Annotated in this window: 17 protein-coding genes; 10 read left to right on the top strand and 7 right to left on the bottom strand. The window is 65.1% G+C overall.

The window, feature by feature from the left end; genetic code table 11:
- The first annotated feature begins 72 nt into the window (after positions 1-72).
- From secY to GR702_RS14385, 9 genes are all read left to right on the top strand, one after another.
- Positions 73-1,440 carry a preprotein translocase subunit SecY gene (gene secY / locus GR702_RS14345; protein WP_160986590.1) on the top strand — a complete coding sequence of 456 codons (1,368 nt, stop codon included), beginning with the start codon at positions 73-75 and terminating at the stop codon, positions 1,438-1,440.
- A gap of 51 nt (positions 1,441-1,491) precedes the next feature.
- Positions 1,492-2,145, top strand: a complete 654-nt coding sequence (locus GR702_RS14350; RefSeq protein ID WP_160986591.1) for an adenylate kinase — start codon at positions 1,492-1,494, stop codon at positions 2,143-2,145.
- A gap of 46 nt (positions 2,146-2,191) precedes the next feature.
- The gene (locus GR702_RS14355) at positions 2,192-2,944 is read left to right on the top strand and encodes an SRPBCC family protein (protein ID WP_237449715.1); all 753 of its coding nucleotides are present in this window, start codon (positions 2,192-2,194) and stop codon (positions 2,942-2,944) included.
- A gap of 321 nt (positions 2,945-3,265) precedes the next feature.
- Positions 3,266-3,634, top strand: a complete 369-nt coding sequence (rpsM, locus tag GR702_RS14360) for a 30S ribosomal protein S13 (protein WP_103728322.1) — start codon at positions 3,266-3,268, stop codon at positions 3,632-3,634.
- Between the two features lie 63 nt (positions 3,635-3,697).
- Positions 3,698-4,087 carry a 30S ribosomal protein S11 gene (gene rpsK / locus GR702_RS14365; protein ID WP_007011846.1) on the top strand — a complete coding sequence of 130 codons (390 nt, stop codon included), beginning with the start codon at positions 3,698-3,700 and terminating at the stop codon, positions 4,085-4,087.
- 105 nt (positions 4,088-4,192) lie between these two features.
- Positions 4,193-5,260, top strand: coding sequence for a DNA-directed RNA polymerase subunit alpha (locus GR702_RS14370; protein WP_160986592.1), 1,068 nt, complete (start codon positions 4,193-4,195; stop codon positions 5,258-5,260).
- 297 nt (positions 5,261-5,557) lie between these two features.
- Entirely contained in the window at positions 5,558-5,980 is a 423-nt protein-coding gene (gene rplQ, locus GR702_RS14375; RefSeq protein ID WP_160986593.1) for a 50S ribosomal protein L17, read from the top strand.
- A gap of 143 nt (positions 5,981-6,123) precedes the next feature.
- The gene (locus tag GR702_RS14380) at positions 6,124-8,316 is read left to right on the top strand and encodes a prolyl oligopeptidase family serine peptidase (RefSeq protein WP_160986594.1); all 2,193 of its coding nucleotides are present in this window, start codon (positions 6,124-6,126) and stop codon (positions 8,314-8,316) included.
- Positions 8,317-8,408: 92 nt separating this feature from the next.
- Positions 8,409-8,960, top strand: a complete 552-nt coding sequence (locus tag GR702_RS14385; protein WP_202408280.1) for a hypothetical protein — start codon at positions 8,409-8,411, stop codon at positions 8,958-8,960.
- A 35-nt stretch (positions 8,961-8,995) separates the two neighbouring features.
- Here the strand turns inward: GR702_RS14385 and GR702_RS14390 are convergent, their stop codons facing one another.
- On the bottom strand, positions 8,996-9,619 hold the full coding sequence (locus GR702_RS14390) for a trimeric intracellular cation channel family protein (protein ID WP_160986595.1): 624 nt from the start codon (positions 9,617-9,619) through the stop codon (positions 8,996-8,998).
- Between the two features lie 204 nt (positions 9,620-9,823).
- On the opposite strand from GR702_RS14390, the gene GR702_RS14395 reads away from it, so the two are divergent.
- On the top strand, positions 9,824-11,542 hold the full coding sequence (locus tag GR702_RS14395) for a dipeptidyl-peptidase 3 family protein (RefSeq protein ID WP_160986596.1): 1,719 nt from the start codon (positions 9,824-9,826) through the stop codon (positions 11,540-11,542).
- 137 nt (positions 11,543-11,679) lie between these two features.
- On the opposite strand, the gene GR702_RS14400 is transcribed toward GR702_RS14395, so the two are convergent.
- From GR702_RS14400 to GR702_RS14425, 6 genes are all read right to left on the bottom strand, one after another.
- Entirely contained in the window at positions 11,680-12,438 is a 759-nt protein-coding gene (locus GR702_RS14400; protein WP_160986597.1) for a TorF family putative porin, read from the bottom strand.
- Between the two features lie 18 nt (positions 12,439-12,456).
- Positions 12,457-12,885 (bottom strand): hypothetical protein, encoded by a 429-nt coding sequence (locus GR702_RS14405; RefSeq protein ID WP_160986598.1) that lies wholly within the window; start codon positions 12,883-12,885, stop codon positions 12,457-12,459.
- 392 nt (positions 12,886-13,277) lie between these two features.
- Positions 13,278-14,753 (bottom strand): DUF4403 family protein, encoded by a 1,476-nt coding sequence (locus GR702_RS14410; RefSeq protein ID WP_160986599.1) that lies wholly within the window; start codon positions 14,751-14,753, stop codon positions 13,278-13,280.
- 220 nt (positions 14,754-14,973) lie between these two features.
- On the bottom strand, positions 14,974-16,374 hold the full coding sequence (gene lpdA, locus GR702_RS14415; protein ID WP_160986600.1) for a dihydrolipoyl dehydrogenase: 1,401 nt from the start codon (positions 16,372-16,374) through the stop codon (positions 14,974-14,976).
- Between the two features lie 119 nt (positions 16,375-16,493).
- A complete protein-coding gene (gene odhB / locus GR702_RS14420; RefSeq protein WP_160986601.1) occupies positions 16,494-17,735 on the bottom strand; it encodes a 2-oxoglutarate dehydrogenase complex dihydrolipoyllysine-residue succinyltransferase in 1,242 nt (413 codons plus the stop codon).
- 8 nt (positions 17,736-17,743) lie between these two features.
- On the bottom strand, positions 17,744-20,593 hold the full coding sequence (locus GR702_RS14425; RefSeq protein ID WP_160986602.1) for a 2-oxoglutarate dehydrogenase E1 component: 2,850 nt from the start codon (positions 20,591-20,593) through the stop codon (positions 17,744-17,746).
- Positions 20,594-20,705 lie beyond the last annotated feature (112 nt).

The raw sequence follows: 20,705 nt of genomic DNA on the forward strand, positions 1-20,705 counted from the left end.
CAAGGTTCGACAAGGCAGGCCACAGCCGCTAAGGGCGAATCCGATTAGATCATTCGAGGCTTCCACACAGTCATGGCTTCCCGCGCCGACAACATTGCCAGTACGCTGAGCCTGGCCAATTTCTCCAAGGCGACCGAGCTGAAGAACCGCATCTGGTTCACTATCGGCGCGCTGATCGTGTTCCGCTTCCTGAGCTTCGTGCCGCTGCCGGGCGTGAACCCGCTGATCCTCGAATCGCTCTACAGCCAGACGCAGGGTGGCATCCTCGACCTGTTCAACACCTTCTCGGGCGGTTCGCTTTCGCGCATGAGCCTCATCGCTCTTGGCGTGATGCCCTACATCACCGCCTCGATCGTAGTGCAGCTTGCCGCCTCGCTTCACCCCGCTCTCGTGGCGCTGAAGAAGGAAGGCGAAGCCGGTCGCAAGAAGCTGAACCAGTACACCCGCTACGGCACGGTCGGCCTCTGTGCGCTGCAGGGCTACTTCCTGGCGGTCAGCCTCGAAGCCTATGGAGCGTCGAGCGGGCTGCAGGCCGTGGTCGATCCGGGCATCCTGTTCCGCATCGGCGCGGTCATCAGCCTGGTGGGCGGCACGATGTTCCTGCTGTGGCTGGGCGAGCAGATTACGTCGCGCGGCATCGGCAACGGCGTCTCGCTCATCATCATGGCGGGCATCGTCGCGCAGATGCCGACCTTCGCCAGCAACCTGGGCCAGGCCTACTCCGCAGGGGACACGGGCACGATCCTGATCATCGGCCTGATCGCTCTGCTGATCGCCATGATCCTGATGATCTGCTTCTGCGAGCGCGCCACCCGCCGCCTGCTGATCCAGTATCCCAAGCGCGCGACCCAACGCGGCATGATGCAGGCCGATCGCAGCCACCTGCCGCTCAAGATCAACACCGCGGGCGTAATTCCCCCGATCTTCGCGAGCTCGCTGCTGCTGCTGCCGCTCACCATCACCCAGTTCGCCGGCAATTCGCTGACGCCGGACTCGACGATGGGCAAGGTCGTCGTCACGCTCAACCAGTACCTCGGCCACGGGAAGCCGCTCTACATGCTGCTTTACGCGGCAGGCATCGTATTCTTCTGTTTCTTCTACACCGCCGTGGTGTTCAACCCGGAAGAAACCTCGGAGAACCTGAAGAAGAATGGCGGCTTCATCCCGGGCATTCGTCCGGGCAAGAACACGGCCACTTATCTGGACTATGTTCTCACGCGGATCACGGTCATCGGCGCGATCTACCTGACCATCGTATGTACGGTGCCTGAGTACTTCCTGTCGATGACGGGCTTGCCGCTGCTGTTCATGGGTGGCACGAGTCTGCTGATTGTCGTGAACGTCACTGTCGATACGATCACCCAGATCCAGTCGCACCTGCTGGCGCATCAGTACGGCGATCTCATCAAGAAGGCGAAGCTGAAGGGTCGCCTGCGCTGAAGGCATTTCGCGCATCGAAACGCGCGGAAGTGAATTTGAGGGGGTAAAGGCGTGAATATCATCCTTCTGGGGCCGCCGGGAGCAGGCAAAGGGACGCAGGCGCAGCGACTGGTCGACAAGCACGGCATGCGCCAGCTTTCGACAGGCGACATGCTTCGCGCGGCTGTCAAGGCGGGCACGCCGACGGGCCTGGAAGCCAAGGCCGTGATGGATCGCGGCGAACTGGTTTCCGACGCGATCGTCTCCGCTCTGATCGGAGACGAGCTTGACGCGATGGGCGCAGAAACAGGCGCCATTTTCGACGGCTATCCGCGGACCGAGGCACAGGCATCCTCGCTCGACGAGATCCTGCAAGTGCGTGGCCGCCAGCTCGATCATGTCATCGAGCTCGAGGTGAACGAGGACGCGCTTGTCGAGCGCATCACGGGCCGCTTCACCTGCGCCACATGCGGGAAGGGCTATCACGACACGTTCGAGAAGCCGAAGGTGGAGCAGACCTGCGACAAGTGCGGCGGGCACAAGTTCAAGCGCCGGCCCGACGACAATGCCGAAACCGTTCGCACCCGCATGGCGGAGTACCGCGCCAAGACCGCGCCGATCCTGCCGATCTACGAGGCTCGCGGCATCGTGAGCAAGGTCGACGGCATGGCGGACATGGACGATGTGACGGCAATGATCGAGGCCATTCTCGCTTCGCCTGACTGAGGCGATCGAGGCCAGGCACCGTGCAGGGCAGATGGGGAGCGCTTCGATGAAGATCGGCAGGCCGCTGCTTTCGAGCGCCGCTCTCATGCTGTCCGGGGCAGCTGTGCTCGTGTCGGTTCCGGCGTCTGCCAAGGTGGCGCAGGTTTCGGCGAACGGCTTTGTCATCCGCCATGTGGTTGGCCTCCCCGCGACGCCTGAGGAAGCCTGGGCGGTACTGGTGAAGCCCTCGGTCTGGTGGGCGCCTGACCATACATGGTCGGGCAGCGCGGCGAACCTGTCGATCGATGCGCGCGCGGGCGGCTGCTTCTGCGAAGTTCTGCCTGGTGGTTCGTCGCCGGGCGCTTCCCCTCGTGGCAGCGTCGAGCACATGCGGGTCGTCTATTCGGAGCGGCCGCGTGCGATCCGCATGTCCGGCGCACTCGGGCCGCTTCAGGCGGATGCCGTCACCGCGACACTGACGATCCAGATAAACGCGGACAAGAAGGGCGGCACGCAGCTTCTTCTCGAGTATGTGGTCGGCGGTTTTTCCCGCACCGCTTTCGAGAAGCTCGCTCCCGCTGTCGATGCGATGCTTGCCGAGCAGATGCGCAGGCTTTCGCAGAAGCTTGGAGGTGCCTTTGCCGCCGCTTTCCCGCATGGTGCGGCCGAAGGGGAGGGCGCTGCCGCTCCTCCATCTGCCTCGGTGGATCCGACAGCGGGCGCCGAGGCGGAGCCGGCTGCGCCGATCTCCGAAGGAAACGGCATCGTTCCCCTGTCCGACGTTCCCCTGCCGAGCGATGGCAGCATGCGTGGGCGCTGACCGTCAAGCGCGGACGCCAGTTCGCAACGGCACTTTGACTGTCGCTGCCGTTTGCGTTAAACAATTGCGACCAGGCCCCAGCGCGCGCCGTGCATCGGCGGGCCTCGGACGCTTGTGGACGCTGCAAGCGTTGACAGCCTGCTCGAATCGAGCTAAGCGCGCCCTTCACTCGAAAGCAACGGCAAGTCCGGAAGGCCCAGACCGCAGTGTTAACAGCACCCGCGAGTTTCGCCAGCCGGACCTTTTGCCATTGGTTCTGAAGGGTGTTTGCAGCGTTGAGATAGGGTCCGCCATCGGTCCCTGTGGAGCAGGAGTTTTTAAGTGGCACGTATTGCCGGGGTCAATCTCCCCACCAACAAGCGCGTGATCATCGCGCTGACCTATATTCATGGTATCGGCCGCACCAAGGCCGTCGAGATCGCCGACAAGCTCGGTATCGACCATACCCGCCGCGTGCAGGACCTGTCGGACGCCGAAGTCCTCCAGATCCGCGAAACCATCGACGCCGACCACACGGTCGAGGGTGACCTTCGTCGCGAGACCGCGATGAACATCAAGCGCCTGATGGATCTCGCATGCTACCGTGGCCTGCGTCATCGCAAGGGCCTTCCGGTTCGTGGCCAGCGCACGCACACCAATGCGCGCACCCGCAAGGGCAAGGCCAAGCCGATCGCCGGCAAGAAGAAGTAAGCCGGGCGGGCCGGCATCCGGCCCCCGGTTTTCCCACGCGATTAATCGACAGGAACCACGATCATGGCACGCGAACCCCAGCGCATTAAGCGCCGCGAGCGCAAGAACATCACGAGCGGCATCGCGCACGTGAACGCAAGCTTCAACAACACCATGGTGACCATCACCGACGCCCAGGGCAATGCGATCAGCTGGTCCTCGGCCGGAATGATGGGCTTCAAGGGCAGCCGCAAGTCGACCCCGTATGCCGCTCAGGTGGCCGCGGACGATGCCGGCAAGAAGGCCGCCGAGCACGGCGTGCGCACCCTCGAAGTCGAAGTCAAGGGACCCGGCTCGGGCCGCGAAAGCGCGCTTCGCGCTCTTCAGGCCGTGGGCTTCACGATTACCTCGATCCGCGACGTCACGCCGATTCCGCATAACGGCGTACGTCCCTCGAAGCGCCGCCGCGTCTGATCGAGCTAATGCGGGCGGTGACCGGTCGCCGCCCGTCTTCGGAACGTCCCGGGCCTTTCCACCAGGCCTTCGGGGCGTAACCGCCATCACTCCCAGGGGAAGTCCATGACTGTCAACATCAAGAACTGGCAGGAACTCAAGAAGCCGAACAGCCTTGAGATCAAGCCGGGACCCGACCCCAAGCTCAAGGCGACTTTCGTTGCCGAACCTCTCGAGCGCGGCTTCGGCCTGACGCTCGGCAACGCGCTTCGTCGCGTGCTGCTCTCCTCGCTGCAGGGCGCCGCGATCACCTCGATCAAGATCGAGAACGTGCTTCACGAATTCTCGTCGCTTGCCGGCGTGCGCGAGGACGTCACGGACATCGTCCTGAACGTCAAGCAGATCGCGCTCAAGATGACCGGTGAGGGGCCCAAGCGTCTCCAGCTTTCCGCCACCGGCCCGGCCGCGGTGAAGGCTGGCGACATCGCCGTCTCGGGTGACATCGAGGTCATGAACAAGGACCTCGTGATCTGCCACCTCGACGAAGGTGCGACGCTCAACATGGAACTGACGGCTGACACCGGCAAGGGCTACGTCCCCGCCGTGTCCAACCGTCCGGTGGACGCCCCGATCGGTCTCATCCCGGTCGACTCGCTCTACTCGCCGGTTCGCCAGGTCAGCTACAAGGTGGACAATGCCCGCATCGGTCAGGAGCTTGATTTCGACAAGCTCAACCTGACGGTCGAGACCGACGGCACCGTCACCCCGGAAGACGCGGTGGCCTACGCTGCGCGCATCCTCCAGGACCAGCTGGCTCTGTTCGTCCACTTCGAGGACATCGCTCCCGTTGGACAGTCGCCGATGATCGGCATGGCCGCAGGTGGCACCGCCACTTCGGAGGAGAGCGACACCAACCAGCTCAACCGCTACCTGCTCAAGAAGGTGGACGAGCTGGAGCTTTCGGTGCGTTCGGCCAACTGCCTCAAGAACGACAACATCATCTATATCGGCGACCTGGTCCAGAAGACCGAAGCCGAGATGCTGCGCACGCCGAACTTCGGCCGCAAGTCGCTCAACGAGATCAAGGAAGTGCTTTCGTCGATGGGTCTGCGCCTCGGCATGGACATCCCGGGCTGGCCGCCCGAGAACATCGAGGAGATGGCCAAGAAGCTGGAGCAGGAACTGCTCGGCTGATCGGACCTTCCGATGCTGGAATGAAGAGGGCCTCGCGGGAAACCGCGGGGCCTTTTTCTTCTGATCTGCGCCGAGCGCTGCGAAATGGATGCTCCAGTAAGCGCCCGGCGAAACGGAAATTTGGGCATCGTAAGCTACGTGAGGCAAGGGCGAGAGTATCCACCCTTGACTCGCAACCTGTTTTCGTATTGAGGGCGCGCTTCACACGCGAGTGAACCGGCTTTGGGCTGTGGCCGCACCACACATGCCCGGCAGGCAGTACCTTGAACGGCTGCCTGACGAACAGGAAGAAAAGAAATGCGTCACAAGTACGGCCAGCGCAAGCTGCAGCGCACCTCGGGTCACCGCGCCGCCCTGCTGCGCAACATGGCTGCCGCGCTTATCAAGCACGAGCAGATCCAGACCACCACGCCTAAGGCGAAGGAACTGCGTCCTTACATCGAAAAGCTGATCACCCTGGCGAAGAAGGGTGGCCTGTCGAACCGTCGCCTGGCGCACGCTCGTCTGCTCGACGAGACGCAGGAGAAGAAGCTGTTCGAAGTTCTCGCTGAGCGCTACGCCGGTCGCGAGGGTGGCTACACCCGCATCATCAAGGCCGGCATCCGCGCATCGGACGCTGCCCCGATCGCGATCATCGAACTGGTCGATCGCGACGTGGAAGCCAAGGGCCAGGACTCCGGTCCGGTGATGGCTGACGAGGAGGAGTACGCCGAGGCCTGAGCCACGGCGTTTCGACGGAACAAGGGAGCGGTCGCGGACTTCGGTTCGCGGCCGCTTTTCGTTGTGCCGGCGCGGGAGGAATCCTATCGAGGTCGACCCGGTCGGACCCCGCCGGTTCTTTCGTCAAGCAGGAGAGACAAGACATGTGCCGCGTGCGCGCCCTCGTCGTGGGCTTGCTGCTTTCCTCGGCTGCGCCCATCTTGGCGGGCACCATGCCAGACCTGACTTATCCCGAAGCCCGCCGCGAGCAGATCGTCGAAACGCAGTTCGGTGAAGTGATCGCCGATCCCTATCGCTGGCTTGAAGGCGATGTGCGCCATTCGCCCGAGGTGGCCGAGTGGGTTCGGGAGGAAAATGCCGTCACCGAGCGCTACATGGCCGGCTTGCCGCAGCGAGAGCGGTTCGCAGAGCGCATCAGGCACTTCATGGACTACGAGCGCTTCGGCCTTCCGGTGAAGGCGGGCGGGAACTACTTCTACACGCGCAATGCCGGGCTGCAGAACCAGGCGCAGCTTTTCGTGCGCAAGGGGCTTTCGGGAGAGCCGCGCCTGCTGCTCGATCCCAACGCCTGGGCGGCTGACGGGGCGACCGCGCTCGATGCCTGGGAGCCGTCGCACAAGGGCAATTTCCTTCTGTACAGCGTGCAGGATGGCGGCACCGACTGGAGGATCCTGCGCATCCTCGACGTGAAGAGCGGCAAGCCCTTGGCGGACGAGATCCGCTGGGCCAAGTTCACCGGCCTTGCGTGGGTGGGGGAGGAAGGCTTCCTCTATTCGCGCTTTCCGGCGCCGGAGGAAGGCACCGCGTTCCAAGGGCGCAACTTCGACCAGGCGGTCTATTTCCATCGCATCGGTACAAGCCAGTCACAGGACGAGCTTGTCTATTCAACGCCCGATCATCCCGAATACGGCCATACCGCCGATGTCACGCATGACGGTCGCCTCGCCGTCGTCACCAGCCATGTGGGCACAGACGCCCGCTACGAGGTGCGGGTGATCGATCTTGCGCGGCGCAAGCGCGAGGGCTGGAAAGCCGTGCCGCTAGTCACCGGTTTCACGGATGACTGGAAGCTTGTCGAGGGATCGGGTCGGCGGCTGTGGTACGTCACCAACTGGGAGGCACCGCGCTACCGCCTTGTCGCGATCGATCTTGATACACCCCGCCCTGCCTGGACGCAGGTCGTAAGCGAGCGTCAGGACATTCTGGAGCGTGCGGGCATCGTAGGCGACCGGCTCGTGTTGAACTACATGCGCGATGCCGCAAGCCACGCCGAGATACTCTCGCTCGACGGTAAGACCGGCCGAACGATCAGCCTTGCTGGCATCGGCACGGCTTCCGGCTTCAGGGGGCGCCCGGGCGATCCGGAGACGTTCTACGCGTTTACCAGCTTCAACTGCCCGGCTTCGATTTATCGCATGGACCTGGCGACCGGGGCGACCACTCCCTTCGCCACGCCCAAGATCTGCTATGACGCCAAGGATTATGCGGTGGAGCAGCGTTTCTATGTCTCGAAGGACGGGACAAGGGTGCCGATGTTCATCGTGCGCAAGCAGGCCATTGCCCGCGCCGACAAGGCGGTGCCCACGCTGCTCTATGGCTACGGCGGCTTCGATGTCTCGCTGACGCCCGGCTTTTCGGCTGTGCGCATGGCCTGGTTGGAGGCGGGCGGGGCCTTCGCGCTCGCCAACCTGCGTGGTGGAGGCGAGTACGGACGCGAGTGGCACGACGCGGGACGAGGGCGGAACAAGCAGAACGTCTTCGACGATTTCATCGCAGCGGGCGAGTTCCTTAAGAAGGAAGGTATCACCACCAACGACGGCCTCGCCATCCAGGGAGGCTCAAACGGCGGCTTGCTGGTGGGGGCCGTCGTGAACCAGCGCCCGGACCTTTTTGCCGCGGCAGTAGCCCAGGTGGGCGTCATGGACATGCTGCGCTTCGATCGGTTCACCGCCGGACGCTACTGGGTCGACGATTATGGCCACCCCGACCGGGAGGCCGACTTCAAGGTGCTTCGCGCCTATTCGCCGTACCATAACATCCGCGAGGGAGCGGACTATCCCGCGATCCTGGTTACCACCGCCGACACCGATGATCGGGTCGTGCCCGGTCACTCGTTCAAGTACACAGCCGCGCTCCAGCATGCCGAACTCGGGGACAAGCCGCGGCTCATCCGTATCGAGACGAGGGCGGGCCACGGGTCGGGCAAGCCAACCGACAAGGCGATCGAGGAGGGAGCCGACATCCTCGCGTTCGTGGCGCGCTGGACAGGCCTGGAACTTGCGCAAGGCACATCGGGGGCCCAGAACCGAGAGGAAGCGCCCGTGGAGCGGCCATGAGCCTGTGGTTAAGCCGCCCGACAGCATGCGCGGCCTAGCACTTCCCCACGAGGCGGCGCGAACGTGCGCGCCGGTAAGCGGACAGTTCATCCATGAAGGTCTTTCGTTCTCGCGGCGCTGCAGCACTCGCCATCATCGCCACGCTCTCGCTGAGTGCGTCGCCCGCCTCCGCGCGCGACCGTCACGATTGGGGGCGGCACCATCGCCATCGCGGCGGCATCGATGCCGGTAGTCTGTTGGCGGGCCTTCTCGTGGGCGGTGCGGCGGTGGCGATCGCGACGTCGGCAAACAGGAACTCGAACACCGATCGCGCCGGTACGCCCGATGATGAACCTGCGCCATATCGCTATCCGGGCGGCCCTGCGGACGGTGAGGCGGGCTATGGCGACCCCCCTGACGATGCCGGCCTTGGCGACCGTGAGCCTGCAGCCGTTTCACAAGGCCGGTTCGGCGAAGCGGTGGACGCCTGCTCCGCCGAGCTGGAGCGCGGCGGCAAGCGGATCGCATCGGTCGATGGCGTGCGCCGCATGGGCGAACGCTATAGCGTCGAAGGACGGCTCGAGGATGGTCCGGGCTATGCCTGCAGTGTCGACGACGCGGGGCATATCCGTTCGGTTGCCGTAGATGGCCGCGCGATGATCTGAGGGGGTGCGGCTGACGCTGTGGGTGCCACCCGCGCTCAGTCGTCGCCCCGGTGCGGCGGTAGCCCCAGCGACCAGTGGATCGCCGCGCCGCGCAGCGTGAAGCCTGCCGCCACGGCAAGCACCCACGTAAGCTCGGGCGAGACGCCCAGCGCGATGCCTGCGCCGCTGAGGCCCGCGGCGAGCGCTGCGGCGGTCACATAGAGTTCGGGGCGCATCAGGATAGAGGGTTGTCCGGCAAGGACGTCGCGGATGATGCCTCCGGTGCAGCCTGTCACCACGCCCATCAGGATAGCGGGTGCCGGCGGCACGCCCCACGACAGTGCCTTGATCGTCCCGAATACCGAGTAGATCGCGAGGCCCAGCGCATCGGCCCACTCCAGCAAGCGTCCCGCCCACCACCGGACCGGCGTGAACCAGGCGACGACAGCCACGGCGAGGCACACCGGAGCGACGAAGGGGTCGCGCGCCCAGAAGACAGGCGCGCCGATGAGGAGGTCGCGCAGCGAGCCTCCGCCCACCCCGGTTATGAGCGCGAAGAAGGCCACCGTGACGAAAGTCTGGCGCAGCCGCGCGGCTGCCAGTGCACCGGTGAGAGCGAAGACGGCGATGCCGACGAGGTCGAGGGCAGGGGGAAGGGCAGGGGTGAGGGGCGGCGTCATGCCCCGGCCCTAGCATGGCCAGCGCGTTTGGGGCTCTGTGAAAATGCGCGGCGCGCACGATCGCATCGGCACCTACGGCTGCACTTCCCCCGCCGCTGCCTTGGGCGATTGGCGAACGTTCTATGGATTGATCGGGCAAGCGGGCTTGCACCCTGCGCCCGGGGTTCTAGTTTGCGGGCAGACCTTCATCCGACGGACGAGTTCATGACTTTCTTCAAGCGCGTAACCCCGGCCGCCCTTCTGCTGGCGAGTGCCGCCTGCACCACGGCCCAGTCGCCCACCGGGCTCGAAGGAGCCGCGCCCGCTCCCCCGGCGGCTGTCCCTCTTCCTGCGGGGACCGGAGAGCCCGACTACGACCTTGCCGCGCAAAAGGAAAAGCTGGCGACGATCCCGATGGAGGTCGACACCGCCTTCCTGAGCGCCGAGGAGCGCGACGTGGTGAACCTGCTCATCAAGGCCTCCGACCTGATGAGCGAGATCTACCTTCGCCAGCGCTACGAGAAGAACCCGGAGGTGCGGCGGGTGATCTCGATGAACCGCCGCGCGGACCGGGACCTGCTGGTCGAGATGTTCGACCGCAACTTCGGTCCTTGGGACGAAATGGCGGACCTTCGCCCGTTCTGGGGCACGACCCCCATGCCCGAGGGCGCCGGCTTCTACCCGGAGGATCTCACCCGCGCTGAGCTTGAGGCTTACGTTGCAGCCCATCCCGATCAGAAGGCAGCGCTGCTCAGTCCCTACACTGTCGTGCGGCGGAACGGCGCAAAGCTCGTGGCGGTCCCCTACTCCGTCGCTTACCGCGAGTGGCTGGAGCCTGCGGCGAAGCTGCTTGAACAGGCCGCCGCGCGGACGAGCAACGCAAGCCTGAAGCGCTTTCTTGCCCTGCGTGCCAAGGCGTTCCGCACCGATGACTACTACGAGAGCGAGCTGGCCTGGATGGACCTTGCGGGCACGCCGATCGAAGTCGCGATCGGGCCTTATGAGGTCTACACCGATCGCCTGATGGGAGCGAAGACCTCTTTCGAGAGCTTCGTCACGCTCAAGAACCCCGAAGAGTCGGCGGCCCTGGCGAAGTACAAGAACCATCTGAAGGACATGGAAGCAAATCTTCCGATCGAGGAGCGGTACAAGAACTTCCAGCGCGGCTTCGAAAGCCCGATCGCCGTCGCCGAGCAGGTGCGCGGAGGGGGAGACAACGTGCCCGGCTCGCAGACGATCGCCTTCAACCTTCCCAACGACGAGCGCGTGCGCGAGGCCAAGGGCGCGAAGAAGGTCATCCTTTCGAACGTACTCGGCGCCAAGTTCGACCGCATCCTCAAGCCCATGGCGCCGCTCGTGCTGAAGCCCGACCAGGCTGCGCTCGTGGCGAAAAGCTATATGCAGTACGAGACGCTGTTCCACGAACTGTCGCATAGCCTGGGTCCGGGCTCGATCACCGTGAACGGCACGAAGACAACCGTCGACAAGGCGCTGAAGGAGCAGAACTCGGCGCTGGAGGAGGCCAAGGCCGACGTGGCTGGCGTGTGGAACATCCTGCTGATGATGCGGAAGGGCGAACTTCCTGCAGCCGAGCGGCCGGAGCTGTTCGCAACCTACTTCACCGGCATCTTCCGTGCGGTTCGCTTTGGCGCGGTGGAAGCGCATGGACAGGGCGCGGCGCTGCAGTACGCCTACCTTCGCGCACACGGAGCCTTCTCCTACGATGCCGCGGCGCGCCGCTATGTAGTCGACGACGCGCGTATGGAGGCTGGTCTGAAGGCGCTGCTGCATGACATCCTGATGCTGCAGGCAACGGGAGACTACGAGGGGACCAAGGCCTTCATGGGCAAATGGGCGCGGCTCGACGCCGAGGCGGAGAGCGCCATCGCTGCCATGAGTTCGCTTCCCGTGGATGTTCGCCCCATCTATCCCGACGCGATCTGAAAAGGCCCGCCGCTCCGGCAAGATACCTTGCCGGTGGCGCGCGGGGTGTCCCGTGCGCCATCGGCATCGGCTTTCCTCGGTACGCACCCCTCCTGAGGGTGTGTACGTGTCCGTTCAGTTGAACAGGCCGGCGACGGTCAAGGCGTGAAGCGGAAGTATGCGACCAGGCGCGAGCCGTAATGCCGGTCGGTCCAGGGGGAGGATCGGTCCACCTCGCTGGCGCCGATGGAAGTGCCGGAATAGCGCACACCGGCCGCGAAGCTGGATTCAGCGTATTCGGCGCCGAGGTGATGATCGAGATAATCGCCGCCCGGTCGCAGGCGAGCCGAGCGTGGGTCGCCGTCCTTCGTTGACCCGCTGGTGTGGCCCACACCGCCGTAGAGGGTCAGGGGTGTGCCGGGAATGCCCGCGGAGAGCCGGGCGTCGACGTAGAGGTTGCTCCCCCCGATCGCGTCCTGCGATGGGGCAAAGGCCGCTCCGACCGAGAGTTGCGCCAGGCCGAGCGTGCGCGAGACCTGTCCCGTCACCTCGACATAGCTGGTGCCCGAGCGTCCGATAAACAGGTTGCCGCGCACTCCGACGTCGAACTCCCAACCGGCGGCCTGCATGCTGTAGCGCGGCGCGATGCCGACACCGATGTCCGCGCCGCCATGACGAGCGCTTTCGCGCAGCGTCACGGCGTCCATGTCGAGTGCGAGGTCATAGGTGACGGGCACGGTAGCGCCGATGCCGAGCGCGGCCTTGCCGTCGCTCCATCCAAGGCCGCGCTCGCGGTGATCGGTTTCCGCCTCGAAGGAGATCGACGGCGCGGACTGCGCGGCTGCCGGAGCAACCCAGGCGGTGGCGAGCAGAATGGCACCGCAGCAGGCACCGGTCGTCCGGAAGGGTCGCGTCATATGGGGAAAACGTATCCGTCAGTTGGAGGCAAGGTTGTGTGCCGCGTCGATCGCGGCGAGGGCATGCTGGCGATCGCTGGCTGCCGCCGCGGCAAGATGCGCGCCGATAGCCGGCTGCCTATCCTCAACAAGCGCGGTCAACTGCTCAGCGCGGCCGCGGCAGTCGCCGGGAAGGTTGCGGGTGAAGGTCTTCTCGCCGGGTACCCGGGCATGGAGTTCATGCCCGCCGTCGGCGATGATGCGATCGACCGAGACGGTCGCCGTCATGATGCAGCGCTGCGTGGAAGGGCGGGTTCCTGCGGACATCCCGATCGTGCGCGCGCGCGTTTCCACAGCGGCGCGGTAGTCCACCTTGTAGGTTCCGCCCCGATGATCGAGCGCCACGCTGTGGACTGGCACGCTGGCAGTCGCAGCGGCAGCAAAGGCGGTGAGGGCAAGCAGGCTCATATCGTCTCCCTTTATCGATGGAGTGCCTAAAAACCAGGCACATCTGCACATTACTTGTGCAAAGGCGAGTTAAGTGTCGATTGCTTCCCATCTGTTGCCGCAGTGTGATGATCTTTGCTCCCGATGGACCAGAAAGAGGATGTCGGGCGGACATCGGCGGCGGGCGCTCTTTCTCTCCTTGGCGGCTCCCGCACGATTCCGAAGGCTGCAATGAACTGCGGGAGTGGCCCAGTGCCGTCCTTGCCTCCTTCCGAGGGCGCCAGGAGTAGCCGTACGGGGAGTGCAGGTGGTGATCGGTTGACCTCATTGCGTGGAGCAGCCGAGGGCGGCCCTGACCACGGGCCGCGCCCTGGTCTCACGGAATAGCCCCGGCCGCAGTGCTGGTCCGTGTGTTACTTGTCGACTGTGATCGAGGCGGTGCCATCGGCCCACACCGGAAGGTAGAGGCCTTGTCCCGCCGCCTTGATGCGCCCGGTACGGGTGCGCAACACCTTCGCCCGGATCACCAGGTCGCCCTCTCGTTTGTCCTCGATAGCGCGATCGATTTTCCCGAGCAGTTCGTTGTAGTCCTTTTCGAAGTTCTGCGCGAGAGCGGCGGCGATGGTCCGGCCCATGCCCGGCGCGTTGGCAAGTCGCAGGATGAGGTTGCCGCCCGTCATGTCGGTGGTGCCACTGACTTCGAAGTTCTCGAACCCCACACGGCGGGAGTTGTCGGCGTTGAGGGGCACGCCCGTCATCCAGACCGTTCCTTTTGTCGGATCAACCCTTCCGGCAAGGTCCGTGGCGGTGAATTCGACCCCTACGGCGATCCGTCCGCCGGTGGTGCCGTAGATCGTCACTTTTCGGAAGTCGGCGCGCACCGGGCCGACACCCGGCACTTGGAAGGGACGCCTGGAGCGCTTGTGCAAAGCCTTTGTCAGCACAGGTTCCAGCTGTGCGTAGTCGGCGATGACCGGGATAAAGAAGGCCAGGCGCCCCGCATCAGCCTCCAGCGGGCGAACTGCGGGCAGCGGGGTCGGACTGGGATCGGCCGGGCGCTGGCCGACATGTGTTTCGGTTAGGGCTTTGACGCCAAGGTTAAGCACCAGGCGCTTGCCGTCGAGCCGGTAGCCGCCGTACTGCACTTCGCGCGGGCTGATGCGCATCCACACCGGCGGGTTGTCGCGGTTGAGCAGAAGTGTCGTGAACGCTGAACTCCAGGCTTTCTCCACCTGCCGGCGCACTTCGAGCTTCCCGAGCTGGCGCGGCAACTCGCGCTCCAGGCGGGCGATCACCGGGGCAAGTTTGGCGTCGGCCTGCTCGGTGAAGTCGATCCGCTGACCCAGGAAGTTCAGGTGCGGGCGATTGGTCCAGTCGTAGCGTATGTCTATCGTGCCCCTAGGAGTCCAGTCCTGGGCAAGCGTCAGGCGGACCACTGCATGTGCCATGGCGTCGGCGGTCGCGGTCTCGCGCTTGAGGACACCGCCGATGTCTTCGGCACGCACGACCGCATGGAGCGGCATGGCCAGCACGATTTCCTCGCCCTTGCCAGCAAAGCGCAGGGGCCCGCGCGCCACCTCGCCGACGATGCGGCACTTGATCTCGGGTGTCCTGATCTTCGCGATGCCGATATCAACGCCTCTTGACGGCACGCAGGTCTGGCCGGGTTTGTCGATCGTCCAGAGCGTACGGGGAACTTCGCGCTCCAGCGCCGCTGTGAGATCGCCGAGGTCGGCATGGATGGGCACCGTGATGAGCGAAGCCTGCGGATCGATCCTGATCGTATCCTGCGCACGTCGCGGCGGCTCGTCATCGCGGCGGCTACAGGCGGGAAGCGCGAGCAGGGCAGCGACAGCGGCTGCTACGGTGATCTGTCGCGGAATCCTCATCTGCCGTGTTGCCCCGGTATGCGCATTGAAAGGCTGCAATTCGCCGGCGGGCAATGTGTTCCGGATGCACACACGATCGCACCGTATCGTCTGCTCGACTTCGCTCAGGTTCGGATCTCGTCGGGAGCCTTGTAGGACGCCAATGGTCGATTCGCCGCGCATGCGAAAAGGGCCGGCGCTCCTCGCACCGGCCCTTTTCTTTTTCTTGCCTGGCGGCCGATCAGATGTGGATCGGCTTGCCGGTGACAGCCATCGCCGCTTCCTTGATCGCCTCGGAGTGCGTCGGGTGAGCATGGCAGGTGTAGGCGATATCCTCGCTGGTGGCACCGAACTCCATGGCCTGCGCGGCCTGGGCGATCATGGTGCCGGCGACGGAGGCGATGCACCACACGCCGAGCACGCGGTCGGTTTCGGCATCGGCGATCACCTTCACGAAGCCGTCGGGCTCGTGGTTGGTCTTGGCGCGCGAGTTGGCGAGCATCGGGAACTTGCCGACTTTCACCCCGCCACGCTCCTTGGCGGCCTCTTCCGTCAGGCCCACGCCCGCGAATTCGGGCTGCGTGTAGACGACACCCGGGATGACGTCGTGGTTCACGATCCCGGTCATCCCTGCGATGTTCTCGGCAACGGCGATGCCTTCGTCCTCGGCCTTGTGGGCAAGCATCGGGCCGGGGATAACGTCGCCGATCGCCCAGACGCCGTCCACCTTGGTGGCGAAGTCATGGTCGGTCTCGATCTGGCCGCGCTGGTTCAGTTCCAGTCCGATCTTGTCGAGGCCAAGACCCTCGGTGTTCGGACGGCGGCCGATCGACACGAGCACCACGTCGGCCTCGATCACTTCGGCGTCGCCACCGGCTGCGGGCTCGACGGTGACCTTGGCGGTCTTGCCCTCGACGGAAACGCCGGTGACCTTGGTGCCGAGCTTCAGGGCCATGCCCTGCTTCTTGAAGATCTTGCCGGCTTCACGGCGCACTTCGCCGTCCATGCCTGGAAGCAGCTGGTCGAGGAATTCGACGACGGTGACTTCCGCGCCGAGACGCCGCCACACCGAACCGAGCTCAAGGCCGATCACCCCGCCGCCGATGACGACCATCTTCTTGGGCACCGAAGCCAGTTCCAGGGCACCGGTCGAGTCCACGACCACGCCGCCCGCGTTGTCGATCTCGACGCCCGGGAGCGGGGTGACCGAGGAGCCGGTGGCGATGACGATGTTCTTGGCGGTGACGGTCTTGCCGGCCACCTCGACGCTGTGCGCGTCCTTGAACTGCGCGTAGCCCTTCAGCCAGTCGATCTTGTTCTTCTTGAACAGGAATTCGATGCCGCCGGTCAGGCCCTTCACCGCGTCGATGCGCTGGCCCTGCATGGTGGGAAGGTCAAGCTCGGGCGTGACCTTGATGCCCATCTTGGCCATCGAGCCGCCTTCCTTCGCCGCTTCGAAATACTCCGAAGCATGAAGCAGCGCCTTGGAGGGGATGCAGCCGACGTTGAGGCAGGTGCCGCCCAGCGTCTCACGCCCTTCGGCGCAGGCGGTCTTCAGGCCCAGCTGCGCGGCGCGGATCGCCGCAACGTAGCCGCCGGGGCCGGCACCGATGACAAGAACGTCGTAGTCGTAATCAGCCATGTTCAGGCCTCCTCACGCTCGTGCTTCGCACACAACAGACACGAGCGGTAATGAATCGTTTCAGCGCAAGCGAAAACCCCGCCCGACCTGAATTTCGCGGCGGGCGGGGCTTGTCGGTCTCAGAGGTCGATCAGGAGCCTGGTGGGATCCTCGATCGCTTCCTTGATGGTCTTGAGAGCGGTGACCGCCTCGCGGCCGTCGATGATGCGGTGGTCGTAGGACAGCGCGATGTACATCATCGGGCGGATCACGATCTCGCCGCCGCGAACAACCGGGCGATCCTCGATGCGGTGAAGGCCCAGCACAGCCGACTGCGGCGGGTTGATGATCGGGGTCGACATGAGACCCCCGAACACGCCGCCGTTGGAGATCGTGAAGGTGCCGCCCTTCATGTCTTCCATGGTCAGCTTGCCGTCCTTGGCCTTCTTGCCGAAGTCCGCGATGGCCTTTTCGATGCCCGCGAAGCCGAGCTTGTCGCAGTCCTTGACGACCGGAACGACAAGGCCGGTGGGCGCCGAGACCGCGATCGAGATGTCGACGTAGTCGTGGTAGACGATCTCGTCACCGTCGATCTGCGCGTTGACGGCTGGGATGTCCTTGAGCGCCAGGACCGAAGCCTTGGCGAAGAACGACATGAAGCCGAGCTTGATGCCGTGCTTCTTCTGGAAGATGTCCTTGTACTTCTCGCGCGCCTCGATGACGGCCGACATGTCGACGTCGTTGAAGGTGGTGAGAAGGGCCGCGTTGTCCTGTGCGGACTTGAGGCGCTTGGCGATCGTCTGGCGCAGGCGCGTCATCTTGACGCGTTCCTCGTTGCGCGCGGCCGGAGCTGCGGCAGTGGCCGGAACCGATGCGCCCGAGGCGGGGGCAGAGGCTGGCTTGTTCTTGGCCGCTTCAAGGACGTCGTCCTTGGTGATGCGGCCGTCCTTGCCGGTGCCCTTGATGGTCGCGGGATCGATGCCGTGCTCGAGGATCGCCCGGCGCACGGCCGGCGAGAGAACCGACGAGCCTGCCGACGCCTCTTCCGTAGCGGCGGCGGGAGCCGGCGTCGGGGCGGGGGAGGGCGCAGGCGCCGAAGCCGCGGGGGCAGCTGCTGCCGGCTTGGCAGCGGTGGGAGCACCCGAACCGGCTTCGATCGTGGCAATCAGCGCGTCGACGGTGACGGTGTCGCCTTCCTTGGCGAGGTGCTGGCCCATGACGCCCGCGTGGGGCGCCATGACGTCGATCGCGACCTTGTCGGTTTCGAGGCTGGCAATGGGCTCGTCGGCAGCGACGGCTTCGCCCGGCTGCTTCAGCCATTGGCCGATGGTGGCCTCGGAGACGGACTCGCCGAGCGTGGGGACCTTGACTTCAGTGGACATGATTTATCTCAAGCCTTCTGCTTGCGACGGAGTTCGGAACGAACGGAAAGATGCAGGGCATCGGCGACCAGCGCCGCCTGCTCGGCGGTGTGGCGCTTGGCGAGGCCGGTGGCAGGCGATGCCGAGGCGGAACGGCCTGCATAACGCGGGCGGGGCGCGGAAACGCCCGCCTCGTTGGCGGCTTCCTCGATCAGCGGCTCGACGAAGAACCAGGAACCGTTGTTCTTGGGCTCCTCCTGGCACCAGACAATCTCCTCGAGGTTCGGCATCTGCGAGAGACGCTTGGCCAGCGGCTCGCCCGGGAAGGGGTAGAGCTGCTCGAGGCGGATGATCTGGGTGTCGGTAATCTCGGCCGCGTTGCGGGCTTCGAGCAGGTCGTAGAACACCTTGCCCGAGCACAGGATGACCTTCTTCGTCTCCGCGTCCGAAGCCGGGTTGGGATCGGAGAGGATGCGCTTGAAGTCGCCTTCGATGAAGTCCTTGGCCGAAGACTTCGCCAACGGATGGCGCAGCAGCGACTTGGGCGTCATGATGATGAGCGGCTTGCGGAAGGGGCGGTGCATCTGCCGGCGCAGCACGTGGAAGTAGTTGGCCGGGCTGGTGATGTTGCAGACCTGGATGTTGTCCTGTGCGCACAGCTGCAGGTAGCGTTCCAGGCGGGCCGAGGAGTGCTCGGGGCCCTGGCCTTCGTAGCCGTGCGGCAGCAGCATGACCAGGCCGTTCGCGCGCAGCCACTTGGATTCGGCCGAGGCGATGTACTGGTCGATGATGATCTGCGCACCGTTTGCGAAGTCGCCGAACTGCGCTTCCCACAGCACCATGGTCTTGGGGTCGGCGCTGGCGTAGCCGTACTCGAAGCCGAGCACGCCATACTCCGACAGCGTCGAGTCCAGCACCTCGAAGCGGCCGTGCGGCAGCGTGGCGAGGGGGACGTACTTGTGCTCGTCGGTCTGGTCGGTCCAGACGGCGTGGCGCTGCGAGAAGGTGCCGCGGCCGCAGTCCTGACCGGACAGACGAACGCCGTAGCCTTCGGTGACGAGGCTGCCGAAGGCAAGCGCCTCCGCCGTCGCCCAGTCGAACCCGTCGCCCGACTTGAACATCTCTTCTTTGGCGGCAAGCACGCGGGCGAGCGTCTTGTGGACGGTCAGGTCCTCGGGCACCGTGGTGAGGACGCGGCCAAGGCTCTCGAACAGCTTGGGCTCGATCTTGGTGTCGACGTTGCGGCGCGCGGTCTCGGGATCGGCGGGCTTGTGGAAGCCGCTCCACTGGCCGGCGAACCAGTCAGCCTGGTTGGCCTTGTAGGTCTTGGCCGCCTCGAACTGCTCTTCGAGATAGGCGGTGAAGCTTTCCTCGGTCTGCGGCAGGAAGGTGTCGTCGATCACGCCCTCGCCCTTCAGGCGATCGGCGTAGATCCGGCTGACCGGCGGGTGCTGGCGGATCTTCGCGTACATCAGCGGCTGCGTGAAGCCGGGCTCATCGCCCTCGTTGTGGCCGAAGCGGCGGTAGCACCACATGTCGATCACGATGTCGCGGCCGAACTTCTGGCGATAGTCGATCGCGAGCTTGCACGCGAAGGTCACCGCGGCCGGGTCATCGCCATTGACGTGCAGGATCGGCGCCTGAACGCCCTTGGCGACGTCCGAGGGGTAGGGCGAGTTGCGCGCGAACTGCGGGCTCGTCGTGAAGCCGATCTGGTTGTTAATGACGAAGTGGATGCAGCCGCCGGTGTTGTAGCCCTTGACGCCGGAGAGGCCGAAGCACTCCCAGACGATGCCCTGGCCGGCGAAAGCGGCGTCACCGTGGATGAGGACCGGCAGCACCTGCTTGTGGCGGGCGCCCGCGCCGATATCGTCGCCGATGTCGTCGGCGATCACCTGGTAGGCGCGGACCTTGCCGAGCACGACCGGATCTACCGTCTCGAGGTGCGAGGGGTTGGGCATCAGGCTCATGTGGACCTTGATGCCGTCGAACTCACGGTCGGCGGAGGTGCCGAGGTGGTACTTCACGTCGCCCGAGCCGCCGACGTCCTCGGGGTTGGCGGTGCCACCCGAGAATTCGTGGAATATGACCTTGTAGGGCTTGGCGAGCACGTTCGCGAGAACGTTCAGGCGGCCGCGGTGGGCCATGCCGTAGACGATCTCCTTCACGCCGAGCTGGCCGCCGTACTTGATCACGGCTTCCAGCGCCGGGATCATCGATTCGCCGCCGTCGAGGCCGAAACGCTTGGTGCCCACGTACTTCTTGCCGAGGAACTTCTCGTACTGCTCACCGCGCACGACGGCCTGAAGGATCGCCTTCTTGCCCTCGGGCGTGAATTCGATCTCCTTGTTGGCGCCTTCCATGCGCTCCTGGAGGAAGCGGCGCTCCTCGGTGTCGGCGATGTGCATGTACTCGAGGCCGACCTTGCCGCAGTAGTTCGCGCGCAGGATCTGCACGATCTCGCGCACGGTCGTCCATTCGAGGCCCAGCGTGCCGCCGACGTAGACCTTCCGGTCCTGCGCGTCGCCGACGAAGCCGTGGTATTCGGGGGTGAGATCGGCGGGCAGCTGGCGCTGGTTGAGACCGAGGGGGTCAAGATCCGCAGCAAGGTGACCGCGCACGCGATATGTGCGGATCAGCATCATGGCGCGGATGGCGTCTGCCGCCGCTTCGTCTATGCGGGACTGATCGACCTTGGCGCCGCCCTTCGCGGCAGCCTTGGCGATCTCCGCCTTGAGGGCCGTCGGGTCAAGGCCCTGCGTCCAGTCGTCCTCGGCGTCGCCGCCGACGAGGGGCCAGTTGCGGGGTTGCCAGCTTGGGCCGGCCTGGGGCTCGTCGAGTCCCATGTCAGGGGTGAAATCGAAACTCTCGTCGCCCATAGGAATCACCTGTCGCCACGCGGGACGGGCTGTCCCGGCGTTGTCCTGTATTGGCGGCGCTGACGGTTCCGGGGAGGAAGGGCCGCAAGACCGCTCGGGTACTTCGCGAACG

The sequence above is a fragment of the Novosphingobium silvae genome, assembly GCF_009856825.1.
Taxonomy (GTDB): domain Bacteria; phylum Pseudomonadota; class Alphaproteobacteria; order Sphingomonadales; family Sphingomonadaceae; genus Novosphingobium; species Novosphingobium silvae.

Excerpts from the sequence above, each read along its gene's own strand:
- GR702_RS14400 (WP_160986597.1), bottom strand. The coding sequence starts at position 12,438 with ATGACGCGACCCTTCCGGACGACCGGTGCCTGCTGCGGTGCCATTCTG.
- GR702_RS14385 (WP_202408280.1), top strand. The coding sequence starts at position 8,409 with ATGAAGGTCTTTCGTTCTCGCGGCGCTGCAGCACTCGCCATCATCGCC.
- rpsK (WP_007011846.1), top strand. The coding sequence starts at position 3,698 with ATGGCACGCGAACCCCAGCGCATTAAGCGCCGCGAGCGCAAGAACATC.
- rplQ (WP_160986593.1), top strand. The coding sequence starts at position 5,558 with ATGCGTCACAAGTACGGCCAGCGCAAGCTGCAGCGCACCTCGGGTCAC.
- GR702_RS14395 (WP_160986596.1), top strand. The coding sequence starts at position 9,824 with ATGACTTTCTTCAAGCGCGTAACCCCGGCCGCCCTTCTGCTGGCGAGT.
- lpdA (WP_160986600.1), bottom strand. The coding sequence starts at position 16,374 with ATGGCTGATTACGACTACGACGTTCTTGTCATCGGTGCCGGCCCCGGC.
- GR702_RS14355 (WP_237449715.1), top strand. The coding sequence starts at position 2,192 with ATGAAGATCGGCAGGCCGCTGCTTTCGAGCGCCGCTCTCATGCTGTCC.
- GR702_RS14410 (WP_160986599.1), bottom strand. The coding sequence starts at position 14,753 with ATGAGGATTCCGCGACAGATCACCGTAGCAGCCGCTGTCGCTGCCCTG.
- GR702_RS14380 (WP_160986594.1), top strand. The coding sequence starts at position 6,124 with ATGTGCCGCGTGCGCGCCCTCGTCGTGGGCTTGCTGCTTTCCTCGGCT.
- secY (WP_160986590.1), top strand. The coding sequence starts at position 73 with ATGGCTTCCCGCGCCGACAACATTGCCAGTACGCTGAGCCTGGCCAAT.
- GR702_RS14390 (WP_160986595.1), bottom strand. The coding sequence starts at position 9,619 with ATGACGCCGCCCCTCACCCCTGCCCTTCCCCCTGCCCTCGACCTCGTC.
- GR702_RS14405 (WP_160986598.1), bottom strand. The coding sequence starts at position 12,885 with ATGAGCCTGCTTGCCCTCACCGCCTTTGCTGCCGCTGCGACTGCCAGC.
- odhB (WP_160986601.1), bottom strand. The coding sequence starts at position 17,735 with ATGTCCACTGAAGTCAAGGTCCCCACGCTCGGCGAGTCCGTCTCCGAG.
- GR702_RS14425 (WP_160986602.1), bottom strand. The coding sequence starts at position 20,593 with ATGGGCGACGAGAGTTTCGATTTCACCCCTGACATGGGACTCGACGAG.
- GR702_RS14370 (WP_160986592.1), top strand. The coding sequence starts at position 4,193 with ATGACTGTCAACATCAAGAACTGGCAGGAACTCAAGAAGCCGAACAGC.